The sequence below is a fragment of the Streptomyces sp. NPDC001843 genome (assembly GCF_042891955.1).
Classification (GTDB): Bacteria; Actinomycetota; Actinomycetes; order Streptomycetales; family Streptomycetaceae; genus Streptomyces.
Genome location: NZ_JBIATQ010000001.1, coordinates 1,065,392 through 1,081,411, shown reverse-complemented (window position 1 = coordinate 1,081,411; position 16,020 = coordinate 1,065,392). Strand labels below are relative to the sequence as shown.

The window sequence follows — 16,020 nt, the reverse complement described above, 5'->3', positions numbered from 1 at the left end:
TGCCACCCCGGCGCGAGCAGGTCGACCAGCCCGAGCCCCGTCCGCCCTCCGCATCAGTGCTGTCGAGGGCGACGACCCGGCGCACCACCAGCTCTCTTCGGCTGCCGGCATGCATACGGTCGCCAATCGGATCCGTCCGGAGCCTCCGCCCGTTCCCTTGCCAGGACCGCACCGGGGGTGTAAGCAGCGATCTGCCCGGGCTGCCGCGCCTGGGTGAGACGCGAGGGGGCATCCATGGGAATCCAGGAGCGGTGGGAGAGCAGGCAAGGGGAACTTGCGGCACGGGGAGAGGCAAAAGAAGCAGAAGCCGTCCGGCGGTGGAACGAACATGTCGAGCGTATGCGGAGCGTCATCGTCGACCAGGCGCGTAAGGCCTTCGACCGAGGTGATGGGTGGTTCGAGACCGAAGTCGACCAGCGCAGCGCGGGCGGCTTGAATCCCTATGGGGGCACCGGACACGACTCCGGTATGCCGCCCCTGGCCAGGAACAAGCTCGATCACCCCGGCGCTCCGCATTCCCCCCGGAGCGACCTGCTCTCGCGGATCGAAGACGTGGGGTGGAAGCTGCACACCGCTCAGTACGTCTACGTTCAGCTCGGTGAGGAGTCGCGTGACAAGTGGCTGTCGTCGGGGCAGCGAGTGGCGATCAAGGGGAAAATCGTCGGTATGTACCTCTTCCGGAGGGCCTGAAGCGTCGTCCCGCCGGGCTGTCCCTGGGCCGTCCCGGGTCGCCCGAGGCCGACCGGCCGCGACCGGCAGTGACAGACGCGCTACCGGCACCTGCAGAGAAAGCCCAGGTCAGAGCCCCCCGACCATACGCGTTTCCGCCCCGGGGTGGCGGTACGGCAAGATGGGCTGTATCTGCCCACTGCCTGATTTCAAGCTGCCGGACGGTTTCTCTTGGCTGAGTTCATTTACACCATGCGCAAGGCGCGCAAGGCGCACGGCGACAAGGTGATCCTCGATGATGTCACCCTGAACTTCCTGCCGGGGGCGAAGATCGGCGTCGTCGGCCCGAACGGTGCCGGTAAGTCGACCGTGCTGAAGATCATGGCGGGGCTGGAGCAGCCGTCGAACGGCGACGCCTTCCTCTCGCCCGGGTACAGCGTCGGCATCCTGCTCCAGGAGCCCCCGCTCAACGAGGAGAAGACCGTCCTGGAGAACGTCCAGGAGGGTGTCGCCGAGATCAAGGGCAAGCTCGACCGGTTCAACGAGATCGCCGAGCTCATGGCCACCGACTACTCCGACGCGCTGCTCGAGGAGATGGGCAAGCTCCAGGAGGAGCTCGACCACGCGGAGGCCTGGGACCTCGACGCCCAGCTCGAGCAGGCCATGGACGCGCTCGGCTGCCCGCCCGGGGACTGGCCCGTCACGACCCTCTCCGGTGGTGAGAGGCGCCGCGTCGCGCTGTGCAAGCTGCTCCTGGAGGCGCCCGACCTGCTGCTCCTCGACGAGCCCACCAACCACCTCGACGCCGAGTCCGTGAACTGGCTGGAGCAGCACCTCGCCAAGTACGCGGGCACCGTCGTGGCCGTCACCCACGACCGGTACTTCCTCGACAACGTGGCCGGCTGGATCTGCGAGGTCGACCGCGGCCGCCTGCACGGCTACGAGGGCAACTACTCCAAGTACCTGGAGACCAAGGCCACCCGCCTCAAGGTCGAGGGCCAGAAGGACGCCAAGCGGCAGAAGCGGCTCAAGGACGAGCTGGAGTGGGTGCGGTCCAACGCCAAGGGGCGGCAGGCCAAGTCCAAGGCGCGCCTCGCGCGGTACGAGGAGATGGCCGCCGAGGCCGACAAGATGCGGAAGCTGGACTTCGAGGAGATCCAGATCCCGCCGGGGCCGCGGCTCGGCAACGTGGTCGTCGAGGTCGACAAGCTCAACAAGGCCTTCGGGGACAAGGTCCTCATCGAAAACCTCTCCTTCACGCTCCCGCGCAACGGGATCGTCGGGGTCATCGGCCCGAACGGCGCCGGCAAGACCACCCTGTTCAAGATGATCCAGGGCCTGGAGAAGCCGGACTCCGGCAGCATCAAGGTCGGCGAGACCGTCAAGATCTCGTACGTCGACCAGAGTCGCGAGAACATCGACCCGAAGAAGACGCTGTGGGCCGTCGTCTCCGACGAGCTCGACTACATCAACGTCGGTCAGGTCGAGATGCCGTCGCGCGCGTACGTCTCCGCCTTCGGCTTCAAGGGACCGGACCAGCAGAAGCCGGCCGGTGTGCTGTCCGGCGGTGAGCGCAACCGCCTCAACCTCGCGCTCACCCTCAAGCAGGGCGGCAACCTGCTGCTCCTCGACGAGCCGACCAACGACCTCGACGTCGAGACCCTCAGCAGCCTGGAGAACGCCCTGCTCGAGTTCCCGGGCTGCGCCGTGGTCGTCTCCCACGACCGGTGGTTCCTCGACCGCGTCGCCACGCACATCCTCGCCTACGAGGGCGAGTCCAAGTGGTTCTGGTTCGAGGGCAACTTCGAGTCGTACGAGAAGAACAAGGTCGAGCGGCTCGGCCCGGACGCCGCCCGTCCGCACCGCGCCACCTACAAGAAGCTGACCCGGGGCTGATCGATCTTGCGCCACACCTACCGCTGCCCGCTGCGCTGGTCGGACATGGACGCGTACGGCCACGTCAACAACGCGGTCTTCATCCGTTACCTGGAGGAAGCCCGTATCAACTTCTTGCACCGTCCGGAGAAGGAGTTCAAGCAGGGGTCGGTGGTGGCGCGCCACGAGATCGACTACAAGCGACAGCTCGTCCACCGGCACCACCCGGTCGACATCGAGCTGTGGGTCTCCGAGATCAGGGCCGCGTCCTTCACCATCAGCTACGAGGTGAAGGACGACGACCTGGTCTACGTACGGGCCTCGACGGTGGTCGTGCCGTTCGACTTCGAGGCACAGCGACCGCGCAGGATCACCGAGGAGGAGCGGGAGTTCCTCCAGGGCTACGCGGACGACGAGGAGGAGGCCGTCGCCGCATGACGGTGCTCAATCTCGCCGACGAGGGGGAGGCGGCCGATCTCGTCGCCTTCCTCGCCCGGCTGCTCCACTACGACCGCGGGGCCGCCGTGCGCCTTCAGGCCGCGGGCACCGCGCTCGCCGTGTTCGGACGGCCGCCGTCCTTCGAGGTGCTGGCGATCCGCGCGGTGCGGCTCGAGAAGCCGTACGAGAGCGGGCTGGACGTCACCTTGGACGTGACCGTGTCCGCGGGTGAGTTCCTGGAGTCCGTCGACGAGACGGCGGCCACGGCCCTCGTGCCGGGCGCGGTGACCGGGCCGCCGTGGGCGGGGCTCCTTCCGCCGCGCGGCGGGTGGCGGGCGGAGCCGGGACTGCCGGCCCCCGACACCCTGCGGACCATGGTCGCCGCCGCTGTCGCCGAATTCCGGTCCCGTACGCGGGAATTGGCGCCCGAGGCGCGTACGCGTGCCGAACTCGACCGGATCGGGCGGGAGATCTGGTCCCGGACGGTCGCGGACACCGGCCTTCCGGTGCGGGCCGTGCACGCGGCCCAGTCGCTGGGGTTCCTGCGGCCCGGCGGCGAGGGCGGCCTGGGACTGTACGCGTCGGGCGCGTGGCTCAGGCTGCGCACGCCGTACGGGTCCGTCGCCGTGCGCACGGCGGGACTCGGAACCCTGGGCGTCAGCGTGCGCTGACCCGGCTCACTCGGCGGTGTTGATCATCGAGGCGGCGGCGTACGTCAGGTAGTTCCACAGCTGCTCCTCGTGCTCCTCGGACAGCCCCAGCTCGTCGACGGCCGCCCGCATGTGCCTCAGCCAGGCGTCGTGCGCCGCCCGGTCGACGGTGAACGGAGCGTGGCGCATGCGCAGCCGGGGGTGGCCCCGGTTGTCGCTGTACGTCGTCGGGCCGCCCCAGTACTGGATGAGGAACAGCGTCAGCCGCTCCTCGGCCGGGCCGAGGTCCTCCTCCGGGTACATCGGCCTCAGCAGCGGGTCCTGCGCGACCCCCTCGTAGAAACGGTGGACCAGTCGGCGGAACGTCTCCTCCCCGCCGACCTGCTCGTAGAAGGTCTTCTCCTGAAGCGTGCCGCGCCGAATCTCTTTCACGTCCCCCATGGTCTCAGACGCGCCGACCGAGGACCGAGGTCCTAGGACCACTCGCCCCGGCACGCCCTGCGCCGCACAGTGGACGCATGGATTCCGACACCGGCCCCACGGGCTCCCACGCTTGCGGTGGCAAGGGCGGCCTCGCCGGACTCGCCGTGTCCGCGCGGGAGGCGCTGGTACGGGAGATCGACGCGAGCGGCGTCTGGGACCCCGACCCGGTGTGGCGGGAGGCGTTCGCGGCGGTGCCGCGGCACCTGTTCGTGCCCCACTACTACGTCGGCGTCATCGGCGGCTACGAACGCAGGTGGGGCGAGAACCCGGACCCCGAGGCGCGGGAGCGCTGGCTGGACGGGGCCTACGCCGACGCCCCGCTGGCCACCAGGCTGCGCGACGGGGAACTGCTCTCCTCCAGCAGCCAGCCCTCGCTGATGGCCAGGATGCTCGTCGAACTGCGGGTGGCCGACGGCCACCGGGTGCTGGAGATCGGCGCGGGCACCGGCTACAACGCGGCCCTGCTCGCCCATCGGCTCGGCGACGACGACCTGGTCACCACCGTCGACCTGGAACCGGAGATCACCGAGTCGGCCCGGCGGCACCTGGCCGCCGCCGGGTACCACCCGGCCGTGATCACCGGCGACGGGGCGCGCGGGGTCGCCGAACGCGCCCCCTTCGACCGGATCATCGCCACCTGCGCCCTGCCGTCCGTGCCGCGCGCCTGGCTCGCCCAGTGCCGCCCCGGCGGACGCGTCCTGACCCCGCTCGCCACCGGCCTGGTCGCGCTGACCGTGGCGGACGCCGGGCACGCCGAGGGGCGCTTCCTGGCGACGCCCGCCTACTTCGTGCCGCTGCGCGGCGGGGACCGGCCCGAGGCGGGGCCGGCGTCCTTCGAGGGGCTGCCCGACGGCGCCCGACGGCAGGACCTGTTCCGCTTCCTGCTCGCGCTGACCCGGGACGTCCTCGGCCCCCGGGAGGCCTACGCGCTGTGGGAGCGCGAGGGCAGGCCGCCGCGCGAGCGGTACGGCGTCACGGTGGACGGCGACCGCGAGTGGGCGTGGCTGGACGACCCGGAGGGGCCGTACACCTGGCCCCTCCCGTGACGTCGTGTTACGCGGCTACCCGCGCCGGACGGTGATCGTCGTCCACGCGCCCACGTGCACCCGGTCGCCGTCCTGCAGCGGCACCGGCACGAAGGGCTGGATCGGGTCCTCTGAGCCGTTGACCGTCGTGCCGTTGGTCGAGTTCTGGTCGACGACCGCCCAACTGCCGTCCGGCTGCTGGACCAGCACCGCGTGCTGGTGCGAGACACCCGGGTCCTCCGGCGGCACCGACAGGTCGATGTCGGGGGTGTCGCCGGTGGAGTGGCGGCGGCGGCCGATGGTGACCTGGTTGCCGGTGAGCGTGCGCTGCTGCTCGGGCGAGTACGCGGGCAGGTTCAGGCCCGTGGCCTCGGGACCGGAGCGCTGCATCATCGCCATGAAGTACTCGCGGTCCGGGCCGATGGTCGCCGTCCAGGTGGCCGGTCCCTGCGGGGCCTGCGGCGCCTGCGGGTAGCCGTAGCCGCCGCCCGGGCCGGGCGGGGCCTGGGTGGCGCCGGGCTGCGGGTAGCCGTAGCCGCCGCCGGGGCCGGACGGGTTCGTGGACGACGGCGGGGAGATCACCCAATCGTCCTCACCGCCGCCGAAGGACGGGCCGCCCGTCGGCGGGCGGCGGGTCTCCTGCGGGAAGGCCGGCGGGGCCGGCGGACCGGCCTGCTGGTAGGCGGACGGCGGACCACCGGCCGTGGCACCGGGGCCGGGAGGCGGCGGAACCGGCCGCGACGGGTCGCCGCCGAAGCCACCGGATCCGGGCGGACCGGGAGGGTTGGGCGGGCCGGAGCGACCGGCCGGCCCGGACTGCTCACGGCCGAATGGCGAGGGGTCGCCCTGGCCGGGACCCCCACCGAAGCCGGAGGGGCCGGGACCGCCGGGGCCACCGGGGCCACCCTGGCCGGGGCCGCCACCGAAGCCCGAGGGGCCGGGACCGCCGGGGCCACCCGGGCCGCCCTGGCCGGGACGGCCGGGCCCACCGGGCCCGCGTTCGCCGCCGAAGCCCTGAGGGCCGAAGCCTTGCGGACCGGGCCCCTGAGGACCGGAGCCCTGGGAACCGGGACCCTGAGGACCGCCGCCCTGGCCGGGGCCGCGCTGGCCGCGTTCTCCGCCGAAGTGCGTCGGGCCGGACGGCTCGCTGCCGAAGGGGCTCGGCGGAATCGGCTCGGCGGGGCGGTTCAGCTGGGACGGGCGCGAGCCCTCGTACTCGTACGAGTCACCGCCGCCGTACGACGGACCGGGCGGCTGGAAGCGGGGGGCCGCCTGACCGGGCGCGGGCGTGCGCGGGGCGGCCGGGGTGTAGGAGGTGGCCGTGTTGGTGAGGAAGTTCCAGCGGCACTCCTCGCAGAACGGCGCACCGCCCTCCCGGGGCGTGCGGCACTGCGGGCAGAGCTCCGGCTCCAGGTTCGGCGCGGAGGACTGATGGTGCCCGCCGGGCCGGCCGCCGCCCTGACCGGGAGGCGGCGGGAACCCGTACCCGCCGCCCGGGGGCGGCGGAGGGGGCGGAGGTACGGCACCGGCCATGCGGTGACCGCAGACCTCGCACCAGTCGTCGGAACCCGACTGGTGTCCGTTCGGGCAGGTCGGCATGTCGGCCCTTCCCCCTCTCTCGCAGGGTCCTGCTGAGTCGTTCCGGGGTGTCCCCCGGAGAGTCCTATGTCACTTCTTTACACGAACAGTCTTTGTGGACCGGGTCTCGAGAGTCATCTCGTCGGCCTCCGCGACCTTCGTCTTCAGTCGCACAGTACCTGTCGCGGCGTCGACCACGTCCACCACCTTCGCAAGCAGTTTCGCAGTATCCGCGTTTCCGGAGGCACTGGCGAGCTGAACGGCCCGCCCCAGTTTGGCCGTTGCGCCGTCGAAATCGCCCGCTTTGCGAAGGTCTAGGCCCTTCTGGATGGCTTGCGCCAGTTCGGCCTGGCCGGTGTAGTGCGCGACCTGCGGATTGATCGAGGTCGAGGCGGTCATGTCGTCGGTCCAGACCGCGCGGACGAGGCCCTGGGCGCCCAGGTTCCGCACAGAACCGTCGGGCTGCGGGACGACCAGCGACACCCGGGCGGCCAGCATCTCCTGGCCGATGCCGGCCGCGGGGACCTCGACGCACACGTGGTAGTCACGCGACTCGTCCCCCCAGGAGCCGGTGGGGTAGTCCCCGGCCCGCGGCCCCGCCTCGGTACGGCGGTCGGTCAACTCCTCGACCCGCGGCGCGACTTGCTTGACGAACCTGATGGTGGTGCCGACCGGCGTCCACAGTCTGAGGGCGACGTCCGCGACCTCCTTGCCCATCGCCGTCTCCATCATCCGCGTGAAGTCGGCGGCGAGCCCGGTCGGGTCGGCGACGATGTCGGCGGTGCCGAGCAGCGCCGAGGCGATCCCTGTGACTTCTTTCACTTCCCAGTCGGTGCCCACGCCCCGCGCGTCACAGGTGAAGCGTCCGGCGCACTCGTCGAGGGCGGCCCGCAGGTCCTCCGGCGACTCGTGCTCGTTGCGGCCGTCGGTGAGCAGGATGCCGTGCCGGATGGCGACGTCCGCCGAGGACAGCAGGCGGTCGGCGAGCCGCAGCCAGGTGCCGATCGCGGTGCCGCCGCCCGCGCTGAGCCGGCGCAGCGCCTGCTTGGCCTGCTCCCGGGTGGTGGCGTCGGCCACGGCGACCCGGCCGCCGCCCGGGTAGACCTCCTTGGCCACGTGGGTGCCGCCGATCACCGCGAAGTGCACACCGTCGCGCAGGGTGTCGATCGCGGCGGCCGTGGCGTCACGGGCGTTGCGCATCTTGATCGGCGGGTAGTCCATCGAGCCCGAACAGTCGACCATGATCGCCACGGCGGCGGACGGGCCCTGGCCGGGGGCGTACAGGTGGGGTGCCGCTACCGCGCTCCCGATGGTCCCCCCGCCGGTCGCGCTCACCGTGACGATCGCGTTGACCTCGCGGCCGCCCTCCGGCAGGTACTCGTTCTGGTACACGTCCACCGAGAACTGCGGCACGTTCGACTTCGAGAAATTGGCCATGACTGCTCTGATCCCCCTCCGAACCCACGGCTCCCGTGGGCGATGACAGTACGCGGACCGGTCCCCTCCGGTCCGCCGGAGCCTCCCCGTGCGCGGCCCCTCAGGCCGATCCTGCCCCCTGCGGCGGGGCCGGGAACGGCAGGACGGCCACTGTTACGTTGTCGTGGCCCCCGCCGTCCAGGGCGTGGCCGACCAGGACCCGGGCGGCGTGCAGCGGGCGCGCGGCGGCGTCGACGGGGATCGCCTCGGCCATCTCCCCGGCGGTCTCCGCGTAGTTCCACAGGCCGTCCGTGCACACGACCACCACGCCCGGCCGGTCCGGCTTGAAGGAGGCGGTGTGCGGCTCCAGCTCGTAGGCGTCCGCGCCGAGCCAGCCGGTGATGGCGTGGGCGCGCTCGTCGGCGTAGGCCTCGGCCTCGTTCATCAGGCCCGCGGCCACCATCTGCGCGGCCCAGGAGTCGTCCTCGGTGAGCCGGGCCGGGGGCGCCGCGCGGTCCAGCGGCACCCAGTAGACGCGGCTGTCGCCGACCCAGCCGACGACCAGCAGGCCGGAGGTGACCACCGCGCCGACGATCGTGCAGGCGGGGGCGTTCTGGTGCACGGCGTGCTCGCGCGCCTCGGCGGGCTCGTCCGCGAGGGCGTTGACCGCGTGGGAGGCGGCCACGATCGCGTCGTGCATGGCCTGCTGCGGATGGGTGCCGTGCGGCAGGGCGGCCAGCAGCGACTCGCCCGCCGCCCGGGACGCGGCCAGCGAGGCGTCGTCGGGGCGGGTCGCCGAGGAGACTCCGTCGCAGACGATCGCCAGGGCCACGGGCGAGCCGTCGGGCAGCGCGGTGTGGCCGACCGCGAAGGCGTCCTCGTTGCGGTGGTGGCGCAGACCGCGGTCGCTGACGGCGGCGACCGGGCCGGACTCCTGCTCCATGTGGTCGCGTTCGCGGGGCTGGGCGTGCCCGCAGTTCTCGCAGTAGCCGTCGTCGTCCACCCGGCCCGCCCGGCACGCCACACACACCTTGGCCTCCTCGGCCGCGCTCGCGGCATCGGCGGCCGCCCGGGGGTCGGGGGCCTGCAGCGGGTAGTCGTCGGGCTGCGCAGGCCGGTCGAAGCGGACACCGGCGGCCGGGGGGGTGGGAGCGGCCGGGGGCGGCGCGGGGGCCGCCGGGGGCGGGCCCGGTTGCAGCGGGGAGCCGCCGGAGTCGGTGCCCGGGAGGTCCTGCGGCAGGTGCAGCTCCGCCGGGGTGCCGGAGGCGTCCGGGGCCGGCACACCGGGCCAGGTGGCGCCCTTGCCGGTTTCCCGGCCCGGGGCGCCCGAGCCGTTCATGGTGAGCGTCGGGTGGTCCTGCGGCGGCGCGGGCACCACCGACAGGTCGTACCCGCACACACCGCAGAAACGGTCGTCCGACTCGAGCGGCTCCGCGCAGTTCGGGCACTGCGACAGTGCGGCCTGCTGGGGCATCTGCGACATCAACTACACCCACGTCCGGGGGCGGTAACGGTTGGCCCGTTCCACCAGGTCGATCCTCTCCTCGCCGCCGGGCGCCAGCCGGGCCAGCGTGCGGTAGGCGCGTTCCAGGCCGAAGCGGAGGCCCCGCTCGTCCAGACCGCTGCCGAGCAGCACCCGGCCACCCGTGGCGGGCTGGGCGCCCTGACCCCCGGAGAGTATCCAGTCGAGCGCGCTGCCGAGGACTTCCGCCGACAACCGCTCACGCCGCGCGGGGTCCAGACCGTACGCCTGCAGGGCCTCCACCTGGGCCGCGGCGGCGGTCAGGTCGTCCAGGAAGGGTACGTCCGCGGCGGTCGCCGTGCGCTGCCTGAGCCGCGCCCGTACGGCGGCCACGCGCGCGGCCGTGTAGTGGATGGAGGACTCCGGCACCGACTCCAGCGTCCGTACCGCACCCCGCCGGTCCCCGGCCGCGAGCGTCACGCGGGCCAGACCGAACGCGGCGCTGACATGGCTCGGGTCGGTGGACCACACCAGGCGGTAGTACTCGGCGGCGTTGTCGAGCTGGCCGAGCACCTCCGCGCACAGGCCCAGCGCCAGCTTGGGCGCGCTCTCCCCGGGGAAGGCGTCGTAGATCGCGTCGAAGGAGAGCGCGGCGCCCTCGAAGTCGCCGGTCACCAGCGCGGACACGCCCCGGTACCACACCACCCGCCAGTCGTCGGGCCGTTCCCCCTCCAGCTTCGCCAGGGACATCAGGGCGGTCTCCGCGTCGCCGTGCTCCAGCCGGGCGCGGACCTGCATCAGCCGGGTCTCCACCGTCTGCTGCGGCGCCGCGGCGAGCGCGCCGATCAGCTCACCCGGCGCCGAGGCCATCAGACCGGCCAGGAAGCCGGCGTTGGGGTCGGCCGGGTCGACGTGCGGCACGGGCAGGGCGAGGGCGGCGGCCCGGGTGTCGACGGGCTCGACCAGGCCGGCCGCGCCGCCCGGGGAGGCGGGCAGGGCGGGAGGCAGGGACGCGGGGCCGTTCTTCGCGCGGGCCGCTCTCGCCCCCAGCCGTGACACGTCCCCGTCCAGGCCGGGGAACAGCTCCGTGTCCGTGACCTTCACCTCGGGTCCGAACAGCGTGGACAGCGCGGGCCGGGGCCGCCCCGTCTGCAGGGACACGACCTCCCGCAGGACGCCCGTGAGCTGCTCGGCCATCTCCTGCGCGGAGGCGAACCGGCGGGCCGGGTCGGGGTCGGTGGCGCGGACCAGCAGCCGGTAGAACGACTCGTAGCGGCGGAAGACCTCGATGTTGTCTGGGTCGGGCAGGGAGTCCACGAAGACGTTCGTGTAGCCCTGGAAGTCGAAGGTGAGGACGGCGAGCGTGCGGCCCACCGTGTACAGGTCGGACGCCACCGACGGGCCGACCTCGGCGACCTCCGGCGCCTGGTAGCCCACGGTGCCGTAGATCGCCGACTCGTCGTCGTCCATGCGGCGCACCGCGCCCATGTCGATCAGCTTGAGCTGGTCCTCGGTCTGGATGGCGTTGTCGACCTTGAAGTCGCAGTACAGCAGGTTGCGGCTGTGCAGATGGCCGAGCGCCTCCAGGGCCTCGATGCCGTACGCGCACGCCTGCTCCACCGGCAGCGGGTCGCGCCTGCCCTCCGGGGTGCGGCGGGCGTTGGCGATCTCCTTCAGGGACTTGCCGCCGACGTACTCCATGACGATGTAGCCGTCGAGGGAGCCGGTGCGCTGGTCGAGGTGCTCCACGAAGTTGTAGATCCGCACGATGTTGGCGTGCTCGATCTCCGCGAGGAAACGCCGCTCGGAGATCGCGGCGGCCATCGCGTCCTGGTCACCGGTGTCCAGCAGGCCCTTGAGCACCACCCACCGGTCGGAGACCGCGCGGTCCACCGCCAGGTAGATCCAGCCCAGCCCGCCGTGCGCCAGGCAGCCCACGACCTCGTACTGGCCGTGCACGATGTCCCCGGCCTTCAGCTTCGGCACGAAGGAGTACGGGTGACCGCACTTGGTGCAGAAGCCCTCGGTGCGCCCGGGGTGTTCGCCGCGCGCCCTGCCGACCGGCGCCCCGCAGTCCGAACGCGAGCAGAACCGCTTGCGCTCGGGCACCTCCGGGTTCTCCAGCACCATCGCGCGTGGGTCGGGCCGCGGCACCCCCGGGACGGTGACCAGCCCGGCGCCCAGCCTGGCGCGCGCCGACGACCCGGCGGAGGAACCGGAGCTGCGCACCGACACCGAGCGACCCGTCGACGTGCCCGACACCGAGCGGGACAGCCGCCCGGACACCGAACGGCGGGACTTCGACGAGTGCGAGGAGTGCGACGACGTGCGGCTGCTGGAGCGCGCGCTGGAGCTGCCGGGGGAGTCCTTGCCGCCGCCGGTGATCCCGGTGGGCGGCGAGCCCACCATTCCGCTCGCGCTGACGACCGGGGCGAGACCGCAGGTGTCGCAGTACAGCTCGCCGTCGCCCACGTCCTCGTAACTGCCTTCGCAGCCCGGCCGCTGGCACGTCTGCTCCGCCTGACTCATACCTGTTCCCCCCTACGGTCCTCGGGCCCGCCCTGCTCCGGCACCCGCGGCGCGCCGATCAGTTCCGCCGCCGCCCGCTGGTAGCGCAGCACGGCCTGTTCGGCGACCCGCAGGTCGCAGGGCGCGCTCCACAGCATGCGGCGCGCCGCGTCGTAGCGCTCGACGAGGAACGGGTCCTCGGCGAGCCCGTGCCGGGCGACCTTCGCCTTGTACGCGTCGAGGCGGCCGCGCAGTTCGGCGCGGACCGCCAGCGGTGCGGTGACCGCGGTCAGCGACTCGCGGGCGCGCAGCAGTTCGTCCTCCGCCTTCTCCTCCAGGGACTCCAGGAGCGGGGACAGCCGGTGCCACTGGGCCTGTCTGCGGTACTCGGCGGCCGCCGCCAGTTGCTCCTGCAGCGCCGTCGGCGGGCCGCTGACCACCGGCACCTCCGTCGCGGCGATCTTCGCCAGCACCTCGATGCGCGCGGTACGGGCCTCGGCGAGCGTGCGGTCCGCGCGGGAGAGCACGTCCCGCAGCTTCACCAGGCGCTGCTCGGCGTCCTGGCGGACCGTCAGCACGGCGTCGATCTCGCGTCGCACGTCCTCCAGGGCGCGTGCCTCACGGTCGTACACCGTGGTGTCCGGCCGGCCGCCGCCCGGCGCCGAACTGCCCTCGGCCGGCACCCAGAAGGCGAGCGGGTCCGAGACCACCTGCTCCCGCAGCCCGGTCAGGGTGCGCGTGATGCCCTCCAGGTCGTCGCCCGCCGGATGCTCGCCGGGGCGCACGCCCACCGAGTGCGCCAGCTTGCGGGTGCGCTGGAGCTCCGCGGCCAGTAAATCGATCCGGGCGGGCAGCGCCGACCACACCGCGTCGGCGGCGACGACCATGTCCAGCGAGCGCGCGTACAGCTCGTTCATCCGGTCCACCAGCGCGGCCAGCGAGAACCGCTCGCTGAGCCGGTTCGTGCCGGACAGCAGCGTCGGCGCGTTCGCGGTCGCCGCCGCGCCGCCCGAGACCGTGACGGACTCGCCGCGCAGCAACTCGGTCAGCTCGACCAGGTCCTCGCGGCTGGACCAGCGGCGCCGGGCGCGGATCTCCCGGGCGGTGCGCAGCGTGGCCGTGTAGGCGTCGAAGTAGGACCACAGCAGCGTGATCGACGCCTCCGTGGCCGCCCAGCGTTCCTTCGTCACGCCGGTGAGCTCGGCGCCTTCGAGGAGTCTGCGGCCCGCGTGGTCCTGCAGGGCGAACAGCGAGGTCTCGATCGCCTCGTGTTCCGCGCCGAGCCGCGCCAGCGCACGGTCCACCTCGTCCCGGTCCATCACCGGCCCGGTGGGGTCCGTGACGCCCATCGATCACCTCTCGCTCTTGTCGCCCGAAGTCTGCTGAAGTTCATGCCCGAAGATCGCCTGCGCGACGCCCCGGTCAGCTCTTCCGCTGGTACTCCGGGGCGGGTGGCTTCGAGGGGCCGGAGTCCGTCCCCAGTGTGGCCGACAGCCACTTGTCGTACGACGCCTGCCAGCCGCTCGCGCGGTACTGCACCAGGATCTGGTTGACCCGGCGTATCAGATCGGTCGCGTCCTTCTTCATGGCCACGCCGTAGTAGTCGGTGGTGAAGGGGGCGCCCTTCAGTTCGACCGTCGGGTCCTGGGCGGCCTGGCTGGCGGCGAGCGCGGCGTCGGTGACGACGGCGTCGACCTCGCCGAGCTGGAGGCGTACCAGGCAGTCGAGCTGGTTGGGGACGGCGACCAGCTTGCCGGCCTTCTTGTCGTCGTCCAGCCGGGTGTAGGCGGTCGAACCGGCGGCCGCGCACACCCGTTGGTGCGCCAGGGTGTCGTCGTACCCGGTGATGGACGACGACTTGGGCGCGAGGACCTGCTGACCGGTCTTGAAGTACGGCGCGGAGAAGGCGACGTCCCCCAGCCGGTCACAGGTGATGGTCATGGTGCGGACGACCATGTCGACCCGGCCGGTCCGGACGGCTTCGGTGCGCTGGCTGGTGGGGATGGCCTTGAACTGGACCGCGTCAGGGTCACCGAGGATGTCCTGGGCGATCCGGTGGACGAGGTCGATGTCGAAGCCCTCCAGCTCCGCGCCCTTGGTGTTGGGGTTGCGGTAGCCCCAGCGGTAGCTGTTCTGGTCGACGCCCACGATGATCTTGCGGTCGTCGCCCTTGCGGGCCTTGATCGCGTCGATGGTCCGGCCGTCCGCGCCCGACGGGGACAGCGTCTGCTTCTCCGGATCCGTGCAGGCCTTCGCCCGCGCCTGCCGGGCGGTGGTGACGCTCTGTCCGCCGACGTCCTGACCGCCGCCGTTCGGCCGGCTCAGCGGCAACAGCAGCACGAAGGCCAGCGCCAGCGCGCACAGGACCGCCATCGCTCCCACGCCGCCCCATCCGCGCAGGGCGGCCCGCACTCGTCGTGCGTTCATGTTCCCGTCCCCTGTCACCGGTACTCCGAAAGCCTGCGGCCGATGCCGAGCAGGGCGCCCGCGGCGCCGAGGACGGCGAGGACCGCGGCGCCGGCCGGGAGGCCGGTCATCGCGTCGCGGCCGTCGCCCGCCGACCGCTGGAACTCGGCCTGCTCGTGGGCGAGGGCGTCCTTCAGGTTCTTGTCGACGGCGTCGAAGCACTCACCGGTGGCGCCCTTGGCGCCGATCACCAGGTCGAGGGCCTTCTCGTAGTTGCCGTGCTCGTCCTCGGAACGGGCCGAGGTGTGGCGCTGCTTCCACGCCGCCATGTTGCCCTCGGCCGCCTGGACCGGCTTGCTGCCCGCCTGGTCGTCGGCGAGCTTCGCGGCCTGGGCCAAGCCCTTGCCGAGGGCGGTGATGTCCTTGTCGAAGTCGTAGTAGTAGGCGTCGTAGGTGTCGTCGCCGACCTTGATGGTCTCGGCGCCGCGCGCGACCAGGCTGAGGTTCTCGTTGCCGCGCGCCTTCAGGGAGGCGATGCGGGCGTCGTGCAGCACGTTCAGCGAGCGGACGCCGTGATCGTAGGAGCCGTCGAGGCCCGCACGGGCGACCGCGTGGCCGACGACCAGCCATAGCAGGACCACCGTGGCGGTGGCGGTCGCGGCGACCAGGCCTTGGTTCAGGACGCGGTTGGTGCGCCGGTACTCGCGGTGCTGGGCCCAGGCCAGCGCTGCCAGGGCGAGGACGCCGAGGGCGATCGCCGCCCACGGGTAGGGTGTGGCGTCCCCGTAGTCCGAGCTCAGCCGCTGGTTCTCCTTCTTGTAGAGATCCTCGGCCGCCGGGAGCATCTCCTTCTGCATCTTCTCGTTGGCGTAGCGCAGATACGCGCCGCCCACCGGATAGCCCTGCCGGTTGTAGGTGCGGGCGCGCTCGATCAGGCCCTTGTACTCCGGGAGCAGCTTGTTCAGCTTGGTGACCGTCGCTTCCGACGGAGAGCCCGGGTCGGAGGCGGCGGCGGCCGTGACGAGCCCCGCGGCGGCGGTGCGGATGTCCTTCTCGTACCGGTCGCGGGAGTCGGCGGTCTCCTGGCCCCCCGCCAGGAACCCGCTGGACGCGGCCGTGTTGGCGTCGGCCAGGGAGCGGTAGATGTCGGCGGCGCCTGAGCTGAGCGGCTGGCTGCTGTGCAGCACGTCGTCGGCGGCGGCCGCCCGTTCGCTCTCCTGCCAGGCGGCGACCGCGCCGAACGCGACGACCAGCAGGGCCAGGACGGCGCCGATGACGCGCAGCCGGCCCGGTTCGGTGGTCGCGGCGGCGCGCAGCCGGTCGACGCCCTCGGCGAACGCGGTGCGGCGGGGCGGCGCCGGGACGGGCGCCGGGGCCTGGGCGGTCACCGGGACGGGTGCCGGGGCCGGTACCGGTGGCCGCGCCGGTACCGGTGGCGCCGCGCTGCTCGTCGGCGGGTGTGTCACCTTGACCTCCCCCATGGTCATTTGCTTGCCGACCAGTATCACCG

13 protein-coding genes are annotated in these 16,020 nt (G+C 72.6%); 5 read left to right on the top strand and 8 right to left on the bottom strand.

Annotated features, from left to right (window positions below; translation table 11 throughout):
* Positions 1-234: 234 nt before the first annotated feature.
* The 4 genes from ACFYZQ_RS05000 to ACFYZQ_RS04985 all read left to right on the top strand — a co-directional run bounded on the left by ACFYZQ_RS05000 (position 235) and on the right by ACFYZQ_RS04985 (position 3,653).
* Positions 235-690, top strand: coding sequence for a hypothetical protein (locus ACFYZQ_RS05000; RefSeq protein ID WP_389141644.1), 456 nt, complete (start codon positions 235-237; stop codon positions 688-690).
* A gap of 210 nt (positions 691-900) precedes the next feature.
* The gene (ettA, locus tag ACFYZQ_RS04995; RefSeq protein WP_389141642.1) at positions 901-2,565 is read left to right on the top strand and encodes an energy-dependent translational throttle protein EttA; all 1,665 of its coding nucleotides are present in this window, start codon (positions 901-903) and stop codon (positions 2,563-2,565) included.
* A gap of 6 nt (positions 2,566-2,571) precedes the next feature.
* Positions 2,572-2,982 carry an acyl-CoA thioesterase gene (locus ACFYZQ_RS04990; RefSeq protein WP_389141640.1) on the top strand — a complete coding sequence of 137 codons (411 nt, stop codon included), beginning with the start codon at positions 2,572-2,574 and terminating at the stop codon, positions 2,980-2,982.
* Positions 2,979-3,653: a hypothetical protein gene (locus ACFYZQ_RS04985; RefSeq protein ID WP_389141638.1), complete on the top strand. Its 675-nt coding sequence runs from the start codon at positions 2,979-2,981 to the stop codon at positions 3,651-3,653. The genes ACFYZQ_RS04990 and ACFYZQ_RS04985 overlap by 4 nt, the downstream gene beginning before the upstream one ends.
* Positions 3,654-3,659: 6 nt before the next feature.
* On the opposite strand, the gene ACFYZQ_RS04980 is transcribed toward ACFYZQ_RS04985, so the two are convergent.
* Entirely contained in the window at positions 3,660-4,073 is a 414-nt protein-coding gene (locus ACFYZQ_RS04980) for a globin (protein ID WP_389141636.1), read from the bottom strand.
* Between the two features lie 77 nt (positions 4,074-4,150).
* Here ACFYZQ_RS04980 and ACFYZQ_RS04975 point away from each other — a divergent pair, with 77 nt between their 5' ends.
* Positions 4,151-5,161, top strand: a complete 1,011-nt coding sequence (locus ACFYZQ_RS04975; protein WP_389141634.1) for a methyltransferase domain-containing protein — start codon at positions 4,151-4,153, stop codon at positions 5,159-5,161.
* A gap of 15 nt (positions 5,162-5,176) precedes the next feature.
* Here ACFYZQ_RS04975 and ACFYZQ_RS04970 read toward each other — a convergent pair whose 3' ends face one another.
* The 7 genes from ACFYZQ_RS04970 to ACFYZQ_RS04940 all read right to left on the bottom strand — a co-directional run bounded on the left by ACFYZQ_RS04970 (position 5,177) and on the right by ACFYZQ_RS04940 (position 15,991).
* Positions 5,177-6,739 carry an FHA domain-containing protein gene (locus ACFYZQ_RS04970; RefSeq protein WP_389141632.1) on the bottom strand — a complete coding sequence of 521 codons (1,563 nt, stop codon included), beginning with the start codon at positions 6,737-6,739 and terminating at the stop codon, positions 5,177-5,179.
* A 69-nt stretch (positions 6,740-6,808) separates the two neighbouring features.
* On the bottom strand, positions 6,809-8,155 hold the full coding sequence (locus tag ACFYZQ_RS04965) for a VWA domain-containing protein (RefSeq protein ID WP_389141630.1): 1,347 nt from the start codon (positions 8,153-8,155) through the stop codon (positions 6,809-6,811).
* Positions 8,156-8,255: 100 nt separating this feature from the next.
* Entirely contained in the window at positions 8,256-9,617 is a 1,362-nt protein-coding gene (locus ACFYZQ_RS04960; RefSeq protein ID WP_389141628.1) for a PP2C family serine/threonine-protein phosphatase, read from the bottom strand.
* A 3-nt stretch (positions 9,618-9,620) separates the two neighbouring features.
* Positions 9,621-12,125 (bottom strand): tetratricopeptide repeat protein, encoded by a 2,505-nt coding sequence (locus tag ACFYZQ_RS04955; protein ID WP_389141626.1) that lies wholly within the window; start codon positions 12,123-12,125, stop codon positions 9,621-9,623.
* Positions 12,122-13,453 carry a hypothetical protein gene (locus ACFYZQ_RS04950; RefSeq protein WP_389141624.1) on the bottom strand — a complete coding sequence of 444 codons (1,332 nt, stop codon included), beginning with the start codon at positions 13,451-13,453 and terminating at the stop codon, positions 12,122-12,124. Before ACFYZQ_RS04950 ends, ACFYZQ_RS04955 begins: the two co-directional genes overlap by 4 nt.
* Positions 13,454-13,526: 73 nt before the next feature.
* Complete coding sequence (locus ACFYZQ_RS04945; RefSeq protein WP_389141622.1) at positions 13,527-14,531, bottom strand: glutamate ABC transporter substrate-binding protein; 1,005 nt, start codon at positions 14,529-14,531, stop codon at positions 13,527-13,529.
* 14 nt (positions 14,532-14,545) lie between these two features.
* Complete coding sequence (locus ACFYZQ_RS04940; RefSeq protein ID WP_389141620.1) at positions 14,546-15,991, bottom strand: hypothetical protein; 1,446 nt, start codon at positions 15,989-15,991, stop codon at positions 14,546-14,548.
* Positions 15,992-16,020: the final 29 nt, after the last annotated feature.

What these genes read in the sequence shown, in the direction of transcription:
- ACFYZQ_RS04960 (WP_389141628.1), bottom strand. Translation starts at nt 9,617, where the DNA reads ATGTCGCAGATGCCCCAGCAGGCCGCACTGTCGCAGTGCCCGAACTGC.
- ACFYZQ_RS04985 (WP_389141638.1), top strand. Translation starts at nt 2,979, where the DNA reads ATGACGGTGCTCAATCTCGCCGACGAGGGGGAGGCGGCCGATCTCGTC.
- ACFYZQ_RS04965 (WP_389141630.1), bottom strand. Translation starts at nt 8,155, where the DNA reads ATGGCCAATTTCTCGAAGTCGAACGTGCCGCAGTTCTCGGTGGACGTG.
- ACFYZQ_RS04955 (WP_389141626.1), bottom strand. Translation starts at nt 12,125, where the DNA reads ATGAGTCAGGCGGAGCAGACGTGCCAGCGGCCGGGCTGCGAAGGCAGT.
- ACFYZQ_RS04950 (WP_389141624.1), bottom strand. Translation starts at nt 13,453, where the DNA reads ATGGGCGTCACGGACCCCACCGGGCCGGTGATGGACCGGGACGAGGTG.
- ACFYZQ_RS04940 (WP_389141620.1), bottom strand. Translation starts at nt 15,991, where the DNA reads ATGGGGGAGGTCAAGGTGACACACCCGCCGACGAGCAGCGCGGCGCCA.
- ACFYZQ_RS04945 (WP_389141622.1), bottom strand. Translation starts at nt 14,531, where the DNA reads ATGAACGCACGACGAGTGCGGGCCGCCCTGCGCGGATGGGGCGGCGTG.
- ACFYZQ_RS04970 (WP_389141632.1), bottom strand. Translation starts at nt 6,739, where the DNA reads ATGCCGACCTGCCCGAACGGACACCAGTCGGGTTCCGACGACTGGTGC.
- ACFYZQ_RS04980 (WP_389141636.1), bottom strand. Translation starts at nt 4,073, where the DNA reads ATGGGGGACGTGAAAGAGATTCGGCGCGGCACGCTTCAGGAGAAGACC.
- ACFYZQ_RS04975 (WP_389141634.1), top strand. Translation starts at nt 4,151, where the DNA reads ATGGATTCCGACACCGGCCCCACGGGCTCCCACGCTTGCGGTGGCAAG.
- ACFYZQ_RS05000 (WP_389141644.1), top strand. Translation starts at nt 235, where the DNA reads ATGGGAATCCAGGAGCGGTGGGAGAGCAGGCAAGGGGAACTTGCGGCA.